The following is an 18,746-nucleotide window of genomic DNA, read 5'->3' as shown; positions in this document are numbered from 1 at the left end:
ATAAGAGCTGTATCGGTTACTTGTCTTTCCAAGGCAAGTAACGGCAACCTACAGTAAAAATGAATAAAATCCTTCAAGGTGGCAATATTTTTCAATTTTTCCCATACAATACGCCCGTATGTCTGCACAACCGCTACCTGCTGCGTATCAGCGCACGATCACCGATGTCATTTCCATGCCAACACCGGGCCAGGTTCCGTTTTCTGTAGAGTTTATGCCGCCACGAGATGAGGCAGCAGAAGAGCGACTCTGGAAAGCCGCCGAAGCATTTCACGACTTAGGCGCCTCTTTTGTCTCCGTTACTTATGGTGCAGGCGGATCTAGCCGCGAGCGTACAATGCGTGTCGGGCACAAGCTTTCTCGTCATCCGTTGACCACGCTCGTTCATCTTACGCTTGTGGAACACACCCAAGAAGAATTAGAAGAAATTCTGTGTACTTATGCGTCCCATGGGTTGTCTAACTTACTTGCCTTGCGAGGCGATCCCCCTGGCACTGACCCGATGGCTCCGTGGGTTCCTACCGCAGGCGGCCTAGATTATGCCAAAGATTTGATCGACCTAGTGCGCAAGACTGAGCAGACCTCACACTTTCAGGTAGGAATTGCTAGTTTCCCAGAAGGGCACTACCGAGCGCCTAGCATTGAGGCGGATACGCAATTTACATTGGAAAAGCTGCGAGCTGGCGCAGAGTTTTCGATTACCCAGATGTTTTTTGATGTCGATCACTATTTACGACTGCGAGATCGCTTGGTTAAGGCTGATCCTGAACACGGATCAAAGCCGATCATTCCAGGACTTATGCCCATTACCAGCTTGAGGTCGGTTCGTAGGCAGATGGAATTAGCAGGTGCTACCTTGCCTAAGGTTTTAGAAAAACGGCTTCTCGACACAGCGCGCGGCGATGAGGAAGCTCATCGCGACGATATTCGCAAAGTAGGAATCGAAGTCACTACTGAGATGGCACAGCGCCTTATTTCTGAAGGGGTCCCAGACATCCATTTCATGACCATGAATTATGTTCGAGCGACCCAAGAAGTTCTCCATAATCTTGGTATGGCGCCCGCGTGGGGAACACAGCAAGGCCACGACGCTATTCGCTAATTGCGATGGGCTTTCCGCTGTAGAACGGCGAAGGGGCGACGATCTCCTTCAAACATAAAATTCCGAAGGAGGTCGTCAAAACCGCAAGAGCGGTAGAGGTGAAATGCGGCATTTTTTTCGTCAGGTACTTCAGGGGTAGATAGCAGTATTAGCTCATGGCCACAGTGCTTGATGAGTGCATGGAGTAAGCTTCGGCCGATTCCCTGTCCTTGCGCACGGGGAGATACATGTAATTCTGCAAGCTCGAAATATCGCCTAGCAATAGGGGGACATTTTTGTTCAGCCAAACCACGGTGGATTTGTCGATCCCACCAGTGCTCGGATCGGCCGGTGAAACCATAGCCGATTCCTACGATGCCTTCACCAAATGCTGCAGGATTGTCAGAAGAATCATCAATGGCACACACGGCGACGAAGCCTTGTTCGGTAATGGCACTACGCCATACTCGAATTCGTGCTGGAGCAATTGTCGGTGAGTAACCCATTGCCTCGATATAGAGTCGTACGAAATCAGGGCAATGGTAGCTAAAGGCTGATCCAGAAACTCGAACGATAGTGATGGCCACGTACACCATCAAACCACACCTTTTAGCGGACTGTAGGGATGTTGATCATGCATCTTTTCGGTTTCGCAAGATTTGGTACCGGTGGATAATTTACCACTAATATCGAACAAATGTTCCATAATGATGGTAGAATGAGCTTTAGGTGTTGGAACTGTTTTCTATGGTCGACACAAAGCTTCAAGATGAAAGGGGATACGGTCATGTCGGTCATTATTTCTGCAACAACACGGTTCGCCGGTAAAAGTGGCAAGGGTCATGACTTTTTAGCTAAGGCTGAATTAATGCTCAATGAATCGCGGAAGTGGGAGGCACAAGGAGATAACGCTTCCGCGTTGGAGTATGCGTACAGGGCGGGGCTGCGTGCCGCGGGGGCGATGGTCACGTGCAGTCGGATCGCTTCTCGGAAGCGTAAGTCATCTAATGTGTGGGATCATCTCCGGATGATTGGCCCAGAAGGTATCCAATGGGCCGATCGGTTTCAAAAGTTTTCGCGCACTCGTTCTCGTGTGGTTAGTGGTATTGATCCAGGGGTTTCTGTTGAGGTAGTGCATCGCTTACAGCTCCTCGTAGATGAGTTTATCGTTTATCTTTTGGCAGGTGAATATCCAGGGCAAGAGGCTGCCTGACCATCTAGGGGTGTTTCGATTCTTGGCTTCTTACCTCGTGGGGAACTTACCTACTAGAGTGAGCGTTAGTACCTAGTAAAGCGGTTTATTTTTACTTGTAACCAAGACTTGGAGGTCACGGTGGCGCTTTCTGATCATGAGCTGCGTGCGCTCAGGGAGATCGAACGATCTCTTTTGGCTGAGGATCCCAAATTTGGCGCCTCTGTTAATGGAGTAGGAGTTAATGGTGGTCTAGGCATCGGAGTTTTGCGCTCTGTGGCCATTATGGTGTTGGGCCTCGTTATGTTGGTTGGTGGAGTGGCTCTTAGCCAGCACACTCTCTGGTTTATTGCATTGGCGATTGCAGGATTTATCGTGATGCTAGCGGGAGGTATCTGGTTTGTTCGTGGTTCTAAGGGCAGAGGAGAATTATTTGCTTCGGCTCCGCGAGGATCTAAGAACATGTCACAGAAAACTAAAGGCGGAATCGCCGACCGGATGGAAGAGAACTTCCGTAAGCGTTTCGAAGGATAAATTCATCGGGTAGCGCGCACCACTCGGGTGTCATCACTGAAAAAGTGATGACACCCGAGTTCTTTATGGGAGAGGTTCCCAAAATCTCCCCACTTTTCCCCACATCTACTTTTTGGGAGACTATCAATGTGTTTGTTGGGGGCTAAGTTATTGATGTTTTGGGTGTTTCTTGGGGTGTGGGGGTGTATTTTGGCATAGTTCAATATTTTTTTTGGAAGTTTAGGGAGCGTTCCCCATCGTAAAAACTGCAGGTAGTGGAAGTTTTTGTTTGGGGGATTGATAGGGAATTGCAAATTGTGGTGTAGAAGGTGGGGAAAAGTGGGGTAGAGTGGGCTGCAGTGAAGCGGTGTGGTGTGTTTTAGCTCATTCCGTGACGCGAGGTCGGGTTTTCTTTTTAACCAAAAGGTACTTGGCCGAAGAGGTTTATAACGCGAAGTTTTATCGAACTTTGTGGTGTGAACCGTAGATGGAAAACAGAATTAAATACCACTGCTGTTTAGCGACGCGGATGGCATGGAGCTGCAAAAAAAAGGGAGGTGGCCGTATCCCATGTTTTTGGGTACCTACACCCCCAAGCTTGATGACAAAGGCCGTCTCACTCTTCCAGCGAAATTTCGTGAGGAATTAGCTGGAGGGTTAATGGTTACGAAGGGGCAAGATCATTCGTTAGCCGTATACCCTCGGGAAGAGTTTGCTGCACGGGCTCGGAAAGCTGCTGCTGTGTCAAGGACTAATCCTGAGGCACGAGCCTTTATTCGTAATCTCGCGGCGAGTGCAGACGAACAGCGTCCCGATGGGCAAGGAAGAATCACTCTTTCTGCCGCACATCGTGCATACGCAGGCTTGTCTAAAGAGTGTGTGGTGATTGGTTCTGTGGACTTTCTAGAGATTTGGGATGCGGCTGCTTGGGCTGCATACCAAGAGGAAACAGAGGCTGCTTTCTCTTCTGCGGAAGGTGAGTTCCTTGGTGATTTCCTTTAAGTCAGTGTGAGTATGCGGAGTATACGCATGAACTCTGACTGGACGCCGTGCTCTGGTGTACTTCCCCGATATCAGAGCATGGAGCGTACCAGTCAGGGCTCTGTGTAGACCCCGCCTTTACTACCTAAAGACCCAACAACATGTGTCTCAGGGCATATGAATAAGCTCGAGAAAGGGGATAAATGACTCACGGTGAGCCGCAAGAGTTTTCGTTCGATGTTGAGGAAAACCATGGTCACGTCCCAGTTCTTCGAGCCAGAATGGCTGAGCTGATTGCGCTTAAGGTTACAGCGATGGGGTCAGATGCTGTCATTATTGATGGCACTCTTGGCGCTGGTGGGCACAGCAAGTATTTTCTTGACAGCTTCCCAGAAGCTCGAGTTATAGGCCTCGATCGTGATACTAACTCTTTGGCTTCGGCGCGCGAACGACTAAAAGAATTTGGTGATCGATTCCTCGGTATTCACACCCGTTTCGATCGATTTGCTTCGAAAATAGAGGAACTGGCTCAATCTGGAAACCCCATTGCAGCTACTGCACTGGAGCAAGGTATCAGCGGTGCGCTTTTCGACCTCGGGGTTTCATCAATGCAGCTTGATCAAGCAGAGCGAGGATTTGCCTACCGTGTTGATGCGCCACTAGATATGCGCATGGATAACACGATCGGGTTCACTGCAGCTGATGTGTTGAATACCTATAACCATGGCGAGCTAGCGCGAATCCTTAAAACCTATGGTGATGAGCGTTTTGCAGGAAAAATTGCAAGTGCAATAGTGCGAGAGCGTGAAAAAAAACCATTTGAAACTTCGGCTCGGCTAGTTGAGCTACTTTACGCGACGATTCCTGCAGCTACGCGTCGTACTGGTGGTCATCCAGCCAAGCGAACGTTCCAAGCGCTTCGGATCGAGGTCAACCGAGAATTGGAATCTCTAGAGAATGTACTTCCTGAGATTACGCAGCGTTTGGCTACAGGTGGACGAGCGGTGTTCATGTCGTACCAGTCGTTGGAAGACAAAATTGTCAAACGTTACTTCGTAGACATTTCAACTTCGAAAACGCCGCTGGGGCTTCCCATGGAGCTACCGGAATATGCGCCCAAATTCAAAGTAGTGACCCGTGGTGCAGAAAAAGCTACTGACGCGGAAATCGAGGAAAATCCTCGCGCTGCATCAGTAAGAGTTCGAGCAATCGAAGCTCTGTAGAGAAATCAAAAATCGCAATGACACAAACAAACGCAGTAGTTTTGGGGTGACCTAGAGATGACCATGACCGACCGTGCGCGTAGGGAGGCCAGCCACCGTTCTCGAGATCTGAGTACGGGGTCGACAACCGGAACTCAGACGTTGACCTACGATCGCTCTGGTTCTCGAGCTGGCTACAATGCGCAGCGAGTAGAAGAACGCCCGCTTCGTTCTCGTAGTTTTAGAAACACCGCTGGTTCTCGTCAGGTGTTCTCGCATCGAGGACGTCGTAACGAAGCTCCCCGAGCTGCAGTAGCGCCCGCGAATGTTAGAAGGGTAGTAGGAATCATCGTGATGCTGGTTTCAAGTGTTGCGGTTTCACTGTACCTTTCGGGAATCTCAACGGAACAAACCTTTGCGATGACGCAGCTGCGTGCAAACGAAAATACGTTGTCTAACCAGATTGAGACGCTTAATCGGGACGTCGAAAATGCTTCCTCGACTGCCAACATTGCGCGACGCGCTCAAGAAATGGGATTAGTTGTACCGGATCAGGCGGGAATTTTGCTTCCACAGCCTGAGGGCGAAGTGATAGTTCAGCGAGAACCGGGCGAGAAAACTCACCCAGTTGTCGACGTCAATGGTGATCGCATTGCGCCTAAGGGTGCATCAAGTGATCCCAATAAAACCAGTGAAGTTGCCGGAAATCTCAACGCAGTTCCGCCGGTTGGTAATGGCGCACCCGCTGCTAACGGTGGAGCTGGGGTAGCCTCGAACGGAGTCAATACAGGCGCAAATGAATCTGCGAACGGTTCAGTCGTTGCACCGTACGCACCAACTGTTCATCGTTAAGCCAACCAATTTAGTGAGGCGGATCTAGGAGTGAATTCGAGCAACCCTGATCGATTCCACGGTAGACCTTCGTGGTCGAGTCGGGACCATTCGCATCGGTTCTCCACGACTTCAGGTGTGAAAAATGAGGATCTGAAAATTAAGCGCGAGGTAAATGCTCGGCAGCGTAGTACTCAAGACTCCGTAGTATCGCATCATCGTTTTAGAGTTTTTCGTCTACTAGTTGTGCTGGTAGCGGCCATACTTATCGCGCGCCTTGGTTGGGTACAACTCGTTTGGGGACCGGATCTTTCAGAAAAAGCATCTGCACAGCGCACTCGAGTATTTGTCGATGCTGCTCGTCGTGGCGAGATTTATGACAACACAGGACAATTGTTGGCATATACAATGCAAGCTCGATCGCTGACGGCCTCGCCAAAGCAATTGCGCAAAGAGCTTGAATACACTGCCAAGATCGAGCTGCAGGAAGAAAAAGAGTATTCCAGTTGGGATGAAAATCAGCGGAAGAAAAAGATTGAAGACAAGGTAGATAGTTACCTAGAAGAGTATTCAAACGAAATTCCGAAGATCATCAAAGACTCGGAAGCATCCGCTAACGACATCAAGTCAAAAGACATTCTGAAAAAACTAAAAGCTGATACTAGCTATGAGGTTTTGGTTCGAAACGTTGACCCAGATGTGGCCGAAAACATTGCGCAGAAATTTCATGGTATCGCCGCTGATCTCCAACAGATCCGTCAGTACCCGAATGGTGCTGTCGCAGAAAACGTGATTGGCAAGATTAGTCAAGATGGACAAGGCCAGTTTGGTTTCGAGTCATCGAATAATTCTGTGCTTTCAGGAATTGACGGACGCAAAACTCTTGATGTCGCTGCAAGTGGAGAAGTAATCCCAGGTTCGCTACGCGATGAAGTCCCCGCAACTAACGGGGCCAATGTCATTTTGACGTTAGACTTAGACATGCAGACCTATGTGCAGCAGCAATTGGAACAAGCAGTGTCTAATTCCGGTGCCCAAAGTGCCTCTGCAGTAGTGCTAGATGTGAAGACCGGAAAAGTTCTTACCATGGCAAATTCCGGAACGATCAACCCAAATGGTGATATTGAAAAGCAGCTCAAAGACAATAAGTCTTTTGAGAACACCACCATTTCTTCACCATTTGAGCCTGGATCGGTTGCCAAGATCATTACCGCTGCGGGAGTTATTGAAGACGGCAAATCAACCCCAGATGAAGTTTTGCAAGTACCTGGCAGCATCGAGATGTCCGGCGTAAACGTGCGGGACGCGTGGGAGCATGGAACAGTTGGGTATACCACAACTGGTATCTTCGGTAAGTCCTCGAACGTAGGTACTCTCATGCTTGCGCAGCGATTAGGAGAGCAACGATTTAACGATCTTCTTCATCGCTTTGGAATCGGACAAAATACAGGTATCGAACTTCCCGTAGAGTCACAGGGCCTCCTACCCGACATTTCCCAGTGGTCTGGCGGAACCTTTGCAAACCTTCCAATTGGACAGGGCATGTCTGTGACACTGCTCCAAATGGCAGGTATTTATCAAGCTTTGGCCAATGATGGGCAGCGAATCGAACCACGCATTATTGAAAAAGTAGTGGATTCCTCTGGAAACGAAGTCGAACAACAGCCACCTGCAGAAACCCGAGTCGTGTCTGCTCAAACCGCGCGTACTGTTGTTGATATGTTCCGTGGTGTAGTGCAAAAAGACCCCACTGGAATCAATAGTGGTACTGGTGCAGGTGCAGCTGTCGATGGCTATCAAGTCAGTGGTAAAACCGGCACTGCTCAGCAAGTAGATCCCAACACGGGTGCTTATTCGAATTCGAATTACTGGATCACTTTTGCGGGGATTGCCCCAGCGGATAATCCGCGATTTGTTGTAGCGCTTATGCTCGACAAGCCTCATCGCGGTGTCCATGGCGAAGGAGGACAATCGGCTGCGCCATTGTTCCACGACATCGCATCGTGGATCCTTGATCGTGATAATGTTCCACTTTCGCCACCAATGGAAGGACAACTCGTGTTGCAGGCTCAATAACCAGAGAAGATGCAAAGTCGTTCAGCTTTTTAACACACAACCTCGTGTTCACTTTGGAATTAAAGCTCCTGCCTATCCTCGGCGAGAGCGTGTAGAAAGGGGCCGTTTTGCCTACTCAATCTCCGCATTCATGTTCTCTCGAACGTCTTACTGAACTTGCTGGTGGACGTCTAGTGGGAGAAACTACAGCGGGTGCAACAGAGATTTCGGCGATTGGACTGGATTCATTACAACTACCAGCCGACGCAATCTTTGCTGCACTTCCAGGTACCAAAACTCATGGAGCTCACTACGCTAGCCAAGGAAAAGCAGCGGCAGCACTAGCTGTATTAAGCGATCACGAGGGAACCCAAATACTTGTGGATTCCGGTGAGAAACGTCCCATTATCGAGGTAGACGATGTTCGCCGAGTCCTAGGAATACTCAGTGCGGAAATTTATGGGCACCCTTCTCACGAATTGACCATCATTGGTGTGACCGGAACCAGCGGTAAAACCACGACGAGTTATATCCTTGAGCGCGGTTTGATGGCAGCCGGCTTACACGTCGGGTTGATTGGCACTACTGGAACTCGTATCAATGGGCGAAAAGTCCCTACTAAATTGACAACCCCTGAAGCTCCCACGCTGCAGCAGCTCTTTAGTCAAATGAAGGCAGAAGGCGTAAGCCACGTGGTGATGGAAGTATCTAGCCATGCGCTGGCGTTGGAGCGTGTAACAGGGACACGGTTTAGTGCAGCTGGCTTTACCAACCTCTCACAGGATCATCTCGATTTTCATCCTACGATGCAAGAGTATTTCGAGGCTAAAGCGCAGTTCTTTGACCCAGCTTCGCCGATACACGCTGAAAAGTCTGTTGTGTGCGTAAACGATCGCTGGGGCAAAAACATGGCTGAGCGTGCTGGAGCAGACGCCATCACTGTGTGCACTGAACAAGAGGCAGCTGCCCACCAAGCTGATTACTGGGTAAGCAATATCGACGTTAATCCTGTCGGCGCGCAGTCATTTATCGTGCATCATGGCGCACAGTCAACGGATGTGCATTTGCCACTGCCTGGTGACTTTAATATTGCGAATACAGTCGTTGCGTTGGCTTTGGCAGAATCCGTGGGTGTTGATAAAGCCACCTTTATTCGTGGCATTGCCGACGTTGCAGTTCCAGGACGTATGGAGCGCATTGATCGAGGTCAAGAGTTCCTTGTTGTCGTGGACTATGCCCATAAACCAGCAGCCGTAGCTGCAGTTATAGATACAGTCCGTGACCAAGTTCCAGGACGAATTGCGGTCGTTGTAGGAGCAGGCGGCGATCGTGATTCCAGCAAACGTCCAATTATGGGCGCCGAAGCAGCGCGTCGAGCAGATTTGGTCATTGTGACTGACGATAACCCTAGGTCGGAGGATCCTGCGAAAATTCGTGCGGCAGTATTAGAAGGTGCCCATGGTGTTGCGGGATCAGCAGATATCCGTGAAATCGGAGATCGTAGAGAAGCAATTCGTACTGCAGCGCAATGGGCCCAGCCTGGCGACGCCGTCATTGTTGCTGGAAAAGGCCATGAAGTTGGTCAGCTCATTAACGGAGTTGATCATCACTTCGATGATCGTGAGGAAGTAGCAGCTGCTCTGCATGATCGTGGATTCGACCTCGATTAATGGATGAATAGCCGGTTTTCATCGCACTTCATTGTTTTTAAGGACTTGAGAAAATGATTGATCTGACTGTTGAACAGATCGCACGTATCGTGGGTGGAACACTCACACAAGGCACTGATCCAGAAACCGTAGTGACGGGACCTGTGGAATTTGACTCGCGCAAGGTATCGGAAGGTTCTTTGTTTGTGGCGTTGGCCGGAGCGCGTGTCGACGGCCATGATTTCGTGCCAGCTGCGTTAGAAAGTGGCGCTACAGCAGCATTGGTAGCGCATCCTGTGAAGATCGATTCTGGATTAGCGCCCGCTATTGTGGTGCCACCTGCGACTGGTCAACAGCAATCGGCCAACAGTTACGCAACTAAACATGATGAAGACGGTTCAGTTGCGGCTGTTCTCCAAGGTATGGGACTTATTGCGCGAAAAGTCATCGATACGTTGACTATTCAGGGGTTAACCGTCATTGGTGTAACTGGTTCGGCAGGTAAAACCTCGACCAAAGACATGTTGGCGTCAATTCTGAGTAATCAGGCCCCTACAGTGGCCCCTCCTGGATCTTTTAATAACGAGATCGGGCATCCGTATACAGCTTTACGCTGTACCGAACAGACCCGTTATCTTGTAGCGGAGATGTCTGCCCGCGGCATTGGCCACATAGCGCATCTAGCACAGATTGCTCCTCCTAAAATCGGCGTTGTGCTCAATGTTGGCACCGCGCATTTAGGCGAATTTGGTTCGCACGAAGTTATTGCTCAAGCCAAAGGCGAATTAGTGGAGACACTTCCTCACGACGGTGTGGCTGTACTTAATGCAGATGATGATCTCGTTGCAGGTATGCGTACTCGAACTGATGCGAAGGTGATCACTTTTTCTGCGAATTCGCAGGACGCGGATGTTTATGCCGCGGATATTGAACTTGACGATTATGCGCGTGCTCGTTTTACCCTCCACATCGGCGAAGCGGAGAACGTCGTAACGCTCCAAGTTGCTGGCCAGCATCAAGTTTCCAACGCACTGGCAGCTGCAGCGGCGGCATATGCGGCAGGCATAACCATTGAGGATATTGCCGAAGCATTGAGCAGCCACGTTGGTGCCTCTGCGCACCGCATGGCTCTTATGCACCGCAGCGATGGCGCAACCATCATCGATGATGCTTATAACGCCAACACTGAGTCGATGCGTGCCGGTCTTACGGCGCTTTCCACTACTGCTCACAACAAGTCACTCAAGGGCGATGCCTCGCACGCGTGGGCAGTGTTGGGTCCCATGAGCGAGCTAGGGGAGGAGGCGGTTGCGGCACACGAAGAGATTGGCAGGCTCCTCGGTGAATTGAATGTGCATGGATTGATCGTTGTCGGAGACTCTGCCGATTCTTTGGCATTGGCAGATGGAGCCCGACGCAGCAATGTGACTACACTTATGGCTCTCGATACCGCAGAAGCAGCAGATCTTCTTGATCAGAATATGGGTTCTGCAGACGTAGCTCTTGTAAAAGCATCTAATGCATATCGTTTGTGGGAAACCGCAGAGATTTTAGCTTCAAAATAAAGAAAGAATGACAGGTGAATCAACAATGACCCAGATCATTATTGCGGGCGCTGTGGGCCTTTTGGTGTCGATCTTTGTTACGCCCATTTTGATTCGGCGTTTTAGTGCCGAGGGGCTGGGGCAAGAGATCCGTGAAGACGGTCCTAAATCGCATTTGCGCAAGCGCGGCACACCCACCATGGGTGGTATCGCAATCTTGATCGGTATCACCGTTGCTTATGCAGTCACGGGGATCGTGGGTCAAGTAACCGGAACTGGTGGTTTTACAGCCTCTGGTTTGCTGGTTTTAGGCTTGACACTTGCACTCGGTGGTCTTGGTTTTGCTGATGACTTCATCAAGCTCTATATGGGTCGCAACCTTGGTTTGAACAAGAAAGCTAAGTTGATCGGACAGTTGGCGATTTCACTTATCTTTGGTGCGCTCATTCTTCTTTTCCCTAACGCTGATGGACTAACCCCAGGATCTAGTCACTTAAGTTTCTTGCGTGATTTGCCCACGGTTGACCTTGCCATTGGGCCTAAGGCAATAGGAATCGCAATTTTCCTTCTGTTCATTTACATTCTGATTTCTGCATGGTCTAACGCAGTAAATCTAACCGATGGCTTGGATGGCTTGGCAGCGGGCTCAACTGCCATCGTGATGGGTACATACACCGTTATTACGTTCTGGCAGTTCCGGAACTCATGCTCGGCAGGAGCACAACCTGGCTGTTACGACGTCCGTGATCCATTGGATCTTGCAATTTTGGCTGCTGCTGGTTTGGGCGCGTGTTTGGGCTTTTTGTGGTGGAATGCTGCTCCTGCCAAGGTCTTTATGGGAGATACCGGTTCTCTCGCGCTCGGTGGCCTCGTTGCGGGATTGTCCGTGGCCTCTCGTACAGAGCTTCTCATGATTATTGTCGGTGCTTTGTTTGTACTCGAAGCTGCTTCGGTGGTTATCCAGGTCGCGGGTTACCGAACAAAGAAGATTCGTATTTTCCGGATGGCGCCGTTCCATCATCACTTTGAAAACGGTGGTTGGGCCGAAACAACTGTTGTGATTCGATTCTGGCTGATCGCCGCGGTGGCTGCGCTCATCGGTGCATCCATTTTCTATGGTGAGTGGCTATCTCTTACAGGAGTATAAAAATATGTCTGCCGCCAAAATGACAGTAAGTATTGAAGAGCTCAAGGTTTTGCTTCCTGAGTTAGCAGGCCGCGTACTCGTTGCAGGTGCCGGTGTTTCCGGAGTTGGAATCACTCAGCTGCTGCGAGAGATGGGATGTGCTGTTACCGTTGCAGATTCCAATTCTGCGCAGTTGGATAAGCTTGCTCAGCAAACTGGTTGTCAGACTATTAGCCCAGCTGATGTGGTTTCGGATGGTTTTCAAGACTACACAGTGGTGGTCACTTCTCCGGGGTGGCGACCTGATTCGCCGCTTCTCGTTGCTGCGCAAAACGCTGACCTTGAGGTCATTGGCGATGTTGAGCTGGTGTACCGACTCGATCGCGCCGAGGTATTTGGCCCGAAGCGAACCTGGATGGTGGTTACCGGTACTAACGGCAAAACCACTACAACAGTCATGCTCGCAGAAATCATGCAACATTCTGGTGCGCGTGCTGCTGCCGTCGGCAATATCGGTGTATCGATTGCAGATGCTGTGAGTACCCAACCACGTATTGATGTGATAGTTGCAGAGTTGTCGAGTTTTCAGCTGCATTGGTCTTCCACTTTGATCCCTGACGTTGGAATTTTGCTCAATCTTGCTGATGATCACATTGATTGGCACGGTGGTTTCGCCCAATATGCACAGGATAAGGCGAAAGTATTAGCTGCTCCCACTGCAATTGCGGGCTTTGACAACGAACATGTGATGACGGAAACGAGACGCATCCAACGTGCCGAAGATGTTGATCCCATCATCGGATTCACTTTAGGCGAGCCAGCCAAAGGCATGGTAGGCGTGCGCGATGGACAGCTTATCGACTGTGCATTTGGCGATAACGTGGTGTTGCGATCTGCTGAAGGAATCGAACCTACAGGTCCAGCAGGGCTTTACGACGCCCTTGCTGCGGCTGCAGCAGCGCGCTCGAGGGGAGTCAGTGCCGTATGTATTGAAGAAGCGCTGTCTAAATTTGAAGTCGCAGGACACCGTGGACAATGCGTGGGGCGTCATAGGGAAGTAGTTGCGATTGATAATTCGAAAGCAACGAACCCACATGCTGCTGATAGCGCACTTGCTGGTTTTTCTTCAGTAGTGTGGGTTGCTGGTGGGCAGCTCAAGGGAGCAGAAATCGATGAGCTCATTGTTCGACATGCCGGACGAATCAAAGCAGTAGCTTTGTTGGGCGTTGATCGTGATGTGATCGAAGATTCTGTTCGGACTCACATTCCTGGTATTCCGGTGCTGAGCGTTTCTGAGACTGATCCACGTCGCGCAATGGATGAGGCGGTAGCGTGGTCGGTATCCCAAGCAGACGCAGGCGATTCGATCGTATTGGCTCCTGCAGCAGCTAGTCTTGATATGTACACCGGCATGGGGCAGCGTGGAGACATGTTCGCTACAGCGATTGCACAATATTTACACGACTAACATTTTGTCGGTGAGGAGCACCACAATGAGCACCAACACTTCGAATCGTGGCTCTCGGGTTCGTGACCGGATAGCGAGTTTTTTGGGCGAAATGATGCGCCGACCGCTGACGGATTATTACATCGTCATGTTCGTTATCGCCTTGTTGGTGCTCACTGGCGTTTTGATGGTGGTTACCTCGTCGATGGCAACCTCTGTTTCAGAAACCGGTAGCGCATGGACTTACGCGACCAAGCAGATTTTGCTGATTGTTATCGGTTTTATCGCCATGATCGGTGTCATGCAGATGCCACCCCGTAAGGTGAGAAAATATGCCGTGTGGCTGATGCGTATTTCGATTCTTCTTCTCATCGTGGTGCTAATTCCTGGCATAGGTACAGGTAAAGAACAAGTCGGTTCGCAATCGTGGATTCCGCTTGGGCCTGTAAACATTCAGCCATCAGAGATCGCGCGTGTGGCCTTAGCGATTTGGGGAGCGAGTTTTCTTACCCGTAAACCTAAAGCGTATTTCCGCTTTTATGGGATTGATTTCGATCGCCGTGCGATGTTTGCCGTTATTGCCGGATTTACCTGTGCATTAGTCATGGCTGAGGGGGATCTTGGTATGACGGCGATGCTCGGTTTTCTCACGTTGATCATGCTCGTATTCGCAGGGCTACCGCGAGGGTTAATTGTTGCAGCGTTGACAATTTCTGGCGTGGCTTTCGTTCTGGCAGTCACGATGCATGGGTATCGCGGTCACCGCATCACTGTTTTTATGGATGCGCTCTTTGGTCGATTTGATGATATCGATGGCGTGGCATATCAGTCTTACCAGGGCATATTATCGCTTGCTGACGGATCCTTTACAGGATTGGGGATCGGACAGTCACGAGCTAAATGGTTTTATCTTCCAGAGGCGAAAAACGACTTCATTTTTGCCATTGTTGGAGAAGAACTTGGTTTTGTCGGAGCAGCCATCATTATTGGATTATTTACCGCGCTCCTTCTTATTGCGTTAAGAATTGCACTGAGAATTAAAGACAGTTTCCTTTCTCTTGCTGTTGCTACTCTTGCCGCAGGTATTTCTTTGCAGGCTTTTATCAACATGGCCTATGTGATTGGTCTTCTTCCGGTTACCGGTATTCAACTTCCTTTGATTTCTGCCGGTGGCAGTTCTGCGGTGATTACGCTCGCGGCGCTTGGGTTGATCGCAAACTGTGCACGCTATGAGCCAGAAGCGATTTCAGCGATGCAGTCCTATGGAAGGCCAGCCTTGGATCGAGTGCTGTTCTTGCGGGAGCCGGATGTATCCGATATTCGTACGCGTCGTTCTACACGGCGATCTTCACAAGGAGCACGCCAATCTGGTGTTCCCAAGAGACAACCGCCGAAGATCGAACGCAATGAGCGAGTGAGCTACCGTCGAAGTTCAACAGGCACGTGGGGTTCGAGTGACCGCGATAGAACTGGTAGCGTCGACAAGCAACGGGGAGCACAGCGCCAACCTCGACGTCGAAATTATCCACAAGACAACAAACGCAGGAGAAGATGAAAGTGAACACTCCACGAGTCGTAGTCGCAGGTGGCGGCACAGCTGGGCATATTGAGCCAGCTCTTGCCGTGGCAGAGTCGCTACGTCACCGAGGTGCAGAGGTTGTCGCACTTGGCACGACAAAAGGACTGGAAACGTCGATTGTCCCTGAACGCGGATTTGAACTACGACTGATCAACCCAGTGCCAGTTCCACGAAAAATAGATGCAGATTTGTTCAAGTTGCCGTTTCGGCTATTGGCAACAATTTCTCAAACCCGCAAGATCTTAAAAGAATTCGATACCGATGTAGTTATCGGATTCGGCGGATACGTAGCAGCGCCTGCGTATATTGCAGCAAAACTTCAAAAAATTCCATTTATTGTTCACGAGGCAAACGCCCGCTCCGGCATGGCCAACAAACTAGGTGTTCGGCTAGGCGGTATGGGACTTAACGCGGTAGCTAACTCCGGCATGCCAGGAACTGTCGTAGGAATTCCCATCCGATCGTCATTGTCTGGCGATAACACCGCACTGGATCGAGCACAACAACTGTGGGGGCTAGATCCAAAGAAAAGGACCATCTTGATCACCGGTGGTTCCCAAGGCGCCCGATCCATTAACGCTGCCGTGGCAGAAGGCATCGATGCAGTATTAGCTGATCCAGAGGTTCAAGTTCTTCACGCATATGGGCGTAAGAATTCTGCTCCCGAGGCACAAGAACGCTATGTGCCAGTGGCATATATCGACGATATGGCCGCCGCCTATGCCATTGCTGATCTCGTGATCGGTCGTAGTGGAGCAATGACAGTAGCGGAAAATACGGCTGCCGGAGTTCCTGCTATTTATGTGCCATTACCACACGGCAATGGTGAGCAAGGCCTTAATGCACAACCGTTAGTTGAAGAAGGCGCAGCGGTATTAGTTGCGGATTCTGAATTCAATGGCGAGGCTTTTAACTCATTGGCAGCCAAAATTTTAGGCGATCAAGAAACTTACAACACGATGGTCACCGCAGCTAAGGAATCTGGCACTGCTAATGCTGCGGAGACGATTGCTGACATCATCTATTCCATTGTGAAAAATCACGATCGCAACAAATAAAACAGAAGAGATAGAACATGAATTCAATCGACTTAAGCCGTGTCCACATGATCGGAATCGGTGGAGCGGGAATGTCGGGAGTAGCGCGCATTTTGTTGTCTCGCGGCAGCATTGTCAGCGGTTCCGATGTTAAGGAATCTCGTCCGGTGACTGCGCTTCGTGCAATGGGAGCAACGATTGCGGTAGGGCATAAAGCTGAAAACCTAGCAATCTCTGGTTCTATGCCGACGGTAGTTGTTACTTCCTTTGCTGCGATCCCCCAAGATAACCCTGAACTGCAAGAAGCACATGCCAATAACATTCCCGTTATTCGGCGATCGGATCTTTTGGGCGAGCTCATGGAAGACCACCAGCAGGTTCTTATTGCTGGTACTCACGGCAAGACTTCGACGACATCTATGGCTGTGGTTGCGCTTCAAGCGGCTGGGAAAGATCCTAGCTTTGCAATTGGTGGGCAGCTGAACAAAGCAGGAACGAATGCGCATGATGGCACCGGCAAAGCTTTTGTGGCAGAGGCCGATGAATCGGATGCTTCTTTGCTGTGGTATAAGCCAGACATTGCAGTAGTTACTAATATCGAGCCGGATCACTTGGATTTCTTCAAAACATCTGAAGCCTATTTCAAGGTGTTTGATGACTTTGCTGAGCGTGTGCAGCCAGGTGGAACACTTGTTGTGTGTTTGGATGATCCGCACGCTGCGGCATTGGGGAAGAAGTTTAAAGATCGCATGACGGTTCGCGGTTATGGGTCACCTGCTGCAGCGCAACAGCATCCAGATGTGGCCTTTACTGTTGTTGAGCACACGGAAGTTGGGCCCGCTGGTACCCGTGCTCGAATCACAGTTGGTGACGATACAGTCGATGTGATCATGCGTATTCCTGGCCACCACATGGTGCTCAACGCATGCGCAGCTTTGACTGCTGGCGTGACCGCTGGCGCCGAATTGGAACGACTCGCTGCTGGTATTAGTGACTTCAGTGGTGTTCGCCGGCGTTTTGAATTCCATGGTCGTGTTTCCGGCGGAGCATTTCACGATGCAGAAGTCTATGACGACTACGCACACCATCCGACTGAGGTAACAGCTGTTATTAAAGCTGCACGTCAACAGCAGGAAGCGCGCGGCATTGGGCGAGTAGTGGTTGCTTTTCAGCCGCATCTATATTCTCGTACGATGGAATTTGCAGCTGAATTTGCTGAGGCATTATCGCTTGCCGATCATGCGGTGATCCTCGATATCTTTGGTGCACGTGAGCAGCCTGTTGAAGGCGTGGATTCCCGTATTATTTCGGACAAAATGACAATACCTGTAGTCTTTGAACCCAATTTCTCAGCAGTTGCAGCACAGGTGAAAAAGGTTGCCCAGCCCAACGATATTATCGTCACCATGGGTGCGGGTAGTGTGACCATGCTTGCCGACGAAATCCTTACTGCGTTACGGGAGAGCGAATGAAAAAGCGTATTGCCATTGTGAGTAGCATTGTGCTGCTTATTGTGGCGATTGCTGGCGGTTGTCTGTGGGTTTTTCCCATCATGACAGTCCAAAAATTCGAGATTGATGGCGCTGTGCGTAGCTCAGCTGAAGATGTTGAAACCGCAAGCGGAATAGCTAAAGGCACCAACATGGTTCGAGTTGCTGCTCATGATGCTGCAGGAAGCGTTACTCAACTTCCTTGGGTTCGTTCGGCTACAGTAACGCGGTCATTCCCCAACACGGTTCGTATTGAGGTCGTAGAACGAACCGATGTGGGATTTGTGGATCGTAGTGATGGTCAACATCTTTTTGATGGAAAAGGACGTGCTTTTGTTATTGATTCGCCTTCTGAAGGCTCAGTAAAAGTCACAGGTCCATCGCAGGATGACCCCGAGGTTCTTTCTGCTGTAGCGGAGTCTATTTCCGCTATTGATCCCGGGATTCGTTCCACAATCGACCATATCGAGGCGCCAGATCGTTATTCCTTAAATTTGGTGTTGCACGATGGGCGCCAGATTTTTTGGGGTTCCTCGGAATCTGCTCATGATAAAGCGGCAACATTAATGATTGCTTTGAGTAGGGCAGAACAACGTCTTGATATTAGTGGAGCACCGGTGATCGCCGTCCGATAGATCATCGTGATCCTCTTTCTCACAGAGAATCTATGGATCATCCAAAAGGATTATTTTTCCTTAGTCTCGCACAGGTGTGGCCATGGTGCCACGCCTGTTTTTATGTATCCCGACGAGATGATTCTTAAAGATAAAGGTGAGGCGTAAGTGGTGTAGTGTGGAGCCTCATGTGATGCATGTTTCCGCATGTCAAAACCCTAAAGTAAAGGTTTAGAGTCTAGACACGCCGCCGAAAATGTCCGCCACATTGGAGTATTTTTCCCTCAAGATAGATGGAAGTGCGTTGTTGTTGAAGCAATGCTGCTCTCCATGGTGTCTGTGGGGTGTGGCGGGGCAATCGGTGCATCGCAAGTGAACGTTTTCCCACAAAAGTGAAAGGCGAGT

Annotated in this window: 16 protein-coding genes; 15 read left to right on the top strand and 1 reads right to left on the bottom strand. The window is 50.1% G+C overall.

Annotated features, from left to right (window positions below; translation table 11 throughout):
- The first annotated feature begins 118 nt into the window (after window positions 1–118).
- Window positions 119–1,102, top strand: a complete 984-nt coding sequence (locus ABMV07_RS09065; RefSeq protein ID WP_088267238.1) for a methylenetetrahydrofolate reductase — start codon at window positions 119–121, stop codon at window positions 1,100–1,102.
- Here ABMV07_RS09065 and ABMV07_RS09060 read toward each other — a convergent pair.
- On the bottom strand, window positions 1,099–1,677 hold the full coding sequence (locus tag ABMV07_RS09060; RefSeq protein ID WP_088267239.1) for a GNAT family N-acetyltransferase: 579 nt from the start codon (window positions 1,675–1,677) through the stop codon (window positions 1,099–1,101). The genes ABMV07_RS09065 and ABMV07_RS09060 overlap by 4 nt on opposite strands.
- A gap of 191 nt (window positions 1,678–1,868) precedes the next feature.
- Between ABMV07_RS09060 and ABMV07_RS09055 the strand changes: the two genes are divergently transcribed.
- The 14 genes from ABMV07_RS09055 to ABMV07_RS08990 all read left to right on the top strand — a co-directional run bounded on the left by ABMV07_RS09055 (window position 1,869) and on the right by ABMV07_RS08990 (window position 18,362).
- A complete protein-coding gene (locus ABMV07_RS09055) occupies window positions 1,869–2,294 on the top strand; it encodes an SAV_6107 family HEPN domain-containing protein (protein WP_234913930.1) in 426 nt (141 codons plus the stop codon).
- Window positions 2,295–2,414: 120 nt separating this feature from the next.
- On the top strand, window positions 2,415–2,807 hold the full coding sequence (locus tag ABMV07_RS09050) for a DUF3040 domain-containing protein (RefSeq protein WP_088267241.1): 393 nt from the start codon (window positions 2,415–2,417) through the stop codon (window positions 2,805–2,807).
- 549 nt (window positions 2,808–3,356) lie between these two features.
- Window positions 3,357–3,788, top strand: a complete 432-nt coding sequence (mraZ, locus tag ABMV07_RS09045; RefSeq protein WP_088267243.1) for a division/cell wall cluster transcriptional repressor MraZ — start codon at window positions 3,357–3,359, stop codon at window positions 3,786–3,788.
- 182 nt (window positions 3,789–3,970) lie between these two features.
- Window positions 3,971–4,990 carry a 16S rRNA (cytosine(1402)-N(4))-methyltransferase RsmH gene (rsmH, locus tag ABMV07_RS09040; RefSeq protein WP_088267244.1) on the top strand — a complete coding sequence of 340 codons (1,020 nt, stop codon included), beginning with the start codon at window positions 3,971–3,973 and terminating at the stop codon, window positions 4,988–4,990.
- Between the two features lie 57 nt (window positions 4,991–5,047).
- A complete protein-coding gene (locus tag ABMV07_RS09035) occupies window positions 5,048–5,821 on the top strand; it encodes a hypothetical protein (RefSeq protein ID WP_088267245.1) in 774 nt (257 codons plus the stop codon).
- Window positions 5,822–5,851: 30 nt separating this feature from the next.
- On the top strand, window positions 5,852–7,876 hold the full coding sequence (locus ABMV07_RS09030; protein WP_088267246.1) for a peptidoglycan D,D-transpeptidase FtsI family protein: 2,025 nt from the start codon (window positions 5,852–5,854) through the stop codon (window positions 7,874–7,876).
- Window positions 7,877–7,983: 107 nt separating this feature from the next.
- On the top strand, window positions 7,984–9,525 hold the full coding sequence (locus ABMV07_RS09025) for a UDP-N-acetylmuramoyl-L-alanyl-D-glutamate--2,6-diaminopimelate ligase (RefSeq protein WP_197689472.1): 1,542 nt from the start codon (window positions 7,984–7,986) through the stop codon (window positions 9,523–9,525).
- Between the two features lie 53 nt (window positions 9,526–9,578).
- A complete protein-coding gene (gene murF / locus ABMV07_RS09020) occupies window positions 9,579–11,069 on the top strand; it encodes a UDP-N-acetylmuramoyl-tripeptide--D-alanyl-D-alanine ligase (RefSeq protein WP_197690066.1) in 1,491 nt (496 codons plus the stop codon).
- 25 nt (window positions 11,070–11,094) lie between these two features.
- Entirely contained in the window at window positions 11,095–12,195 is a 1,101-nt protein-coding gene (gene mraY / locus ABMV07_RS09015) for a phospho-N-acetylmuramoyl-pentapeptide-transferase (RefSeq protein WP_088267250.1), read from the top strand.
- A gap of 4 nt (window positions 12,196–12,199) precedes the next feature.
- Window positions 12,200–13,642: a UDP-N-acetylmuramoyl-L-alanine--D-glutamate ligase gene (gene murD / locus ABMV07_RS09010; protein ID WP_197690065.1), complete on the top strand. Its 1,443-nt coding sequence runs from the start codon at window positions 12,200–12,202 to the stop codon at window positions 13,640–13,642.
- Window positions 13,643–13,667: 25 nt separating this feature from the next.
- On the top strand, window positions 13,668–15,176 hold the full coding sequence (ftsW, locus tag ABMV07_RS09005) for a putative lipid II flippase FtsW (RefSeq protein WP_088267252.1): 1,509 nt from the start codon (window positions 13,668–13,670) through the stop codon (window positions 15,174–15,176).
- A gap of 2 nt (window positions 15,177–15,178) precedes the next feature.
- Window positions 15,179–16,258 carry an undecaprenyldiphospho-muramoylpentapeptide beta-N-acetylglucosaminyltransferase gene (gene murG / locus ABMV07_RS09000; RefSeq protein ID WP_088267292.1) on the top strand — a complete coding sequence of 360 codons (1,080 nt, stop codon included), beginning with the start codon at window positions 15,179–15,181 and terminating at the stop codon, window positions 16,256–16,258.
- A 17-nt stretch (window positions 16,259–16,275) separates the two neighbouring features.
- Window positions 16,276–17,709, top strand: coding sequence for a UDP-N-acetylmuramate--L-alanine ligase (murC, locus tag ABMV07_RS08995; protein WP_088267253.1), 1,434 nt, complete (start codon window positions 16,276–16,278; stop codon window positions 17,707–17,709).
- Window positions 17,706–18,362, top strand: a complete 657-nt coding sequence (locus ABMV07_RS08990; protein ID WP_374064520.1) for a cell division protein FtsQ/DivIB — start codon at window positions 17,706–17,708, stop codon at window positions 18,360–18,362. The genes murC and ABMV07_RS08990 overlap by 4 nt, the downstream gene beginning before the upstream one ends.
- The last annotated feature ends 384 nt before the right edge of the window (window positions 18,363–18,746 follow it).

Origin of the sequence: Corynebacterium belfantii (assembly GCF_041898185.1) — a bacterium.
GTDB lineage: Bacteria > Actinomycetota > Actinomycetes > Mycobacteriales > Mycobacteriaceae > Corynebacterium > Corynebacterium belfantii.
Note: the sequence above shows the minus strand (reverse complement) of the source record. Positions and strands in the feature narration are given on the sequence as shown.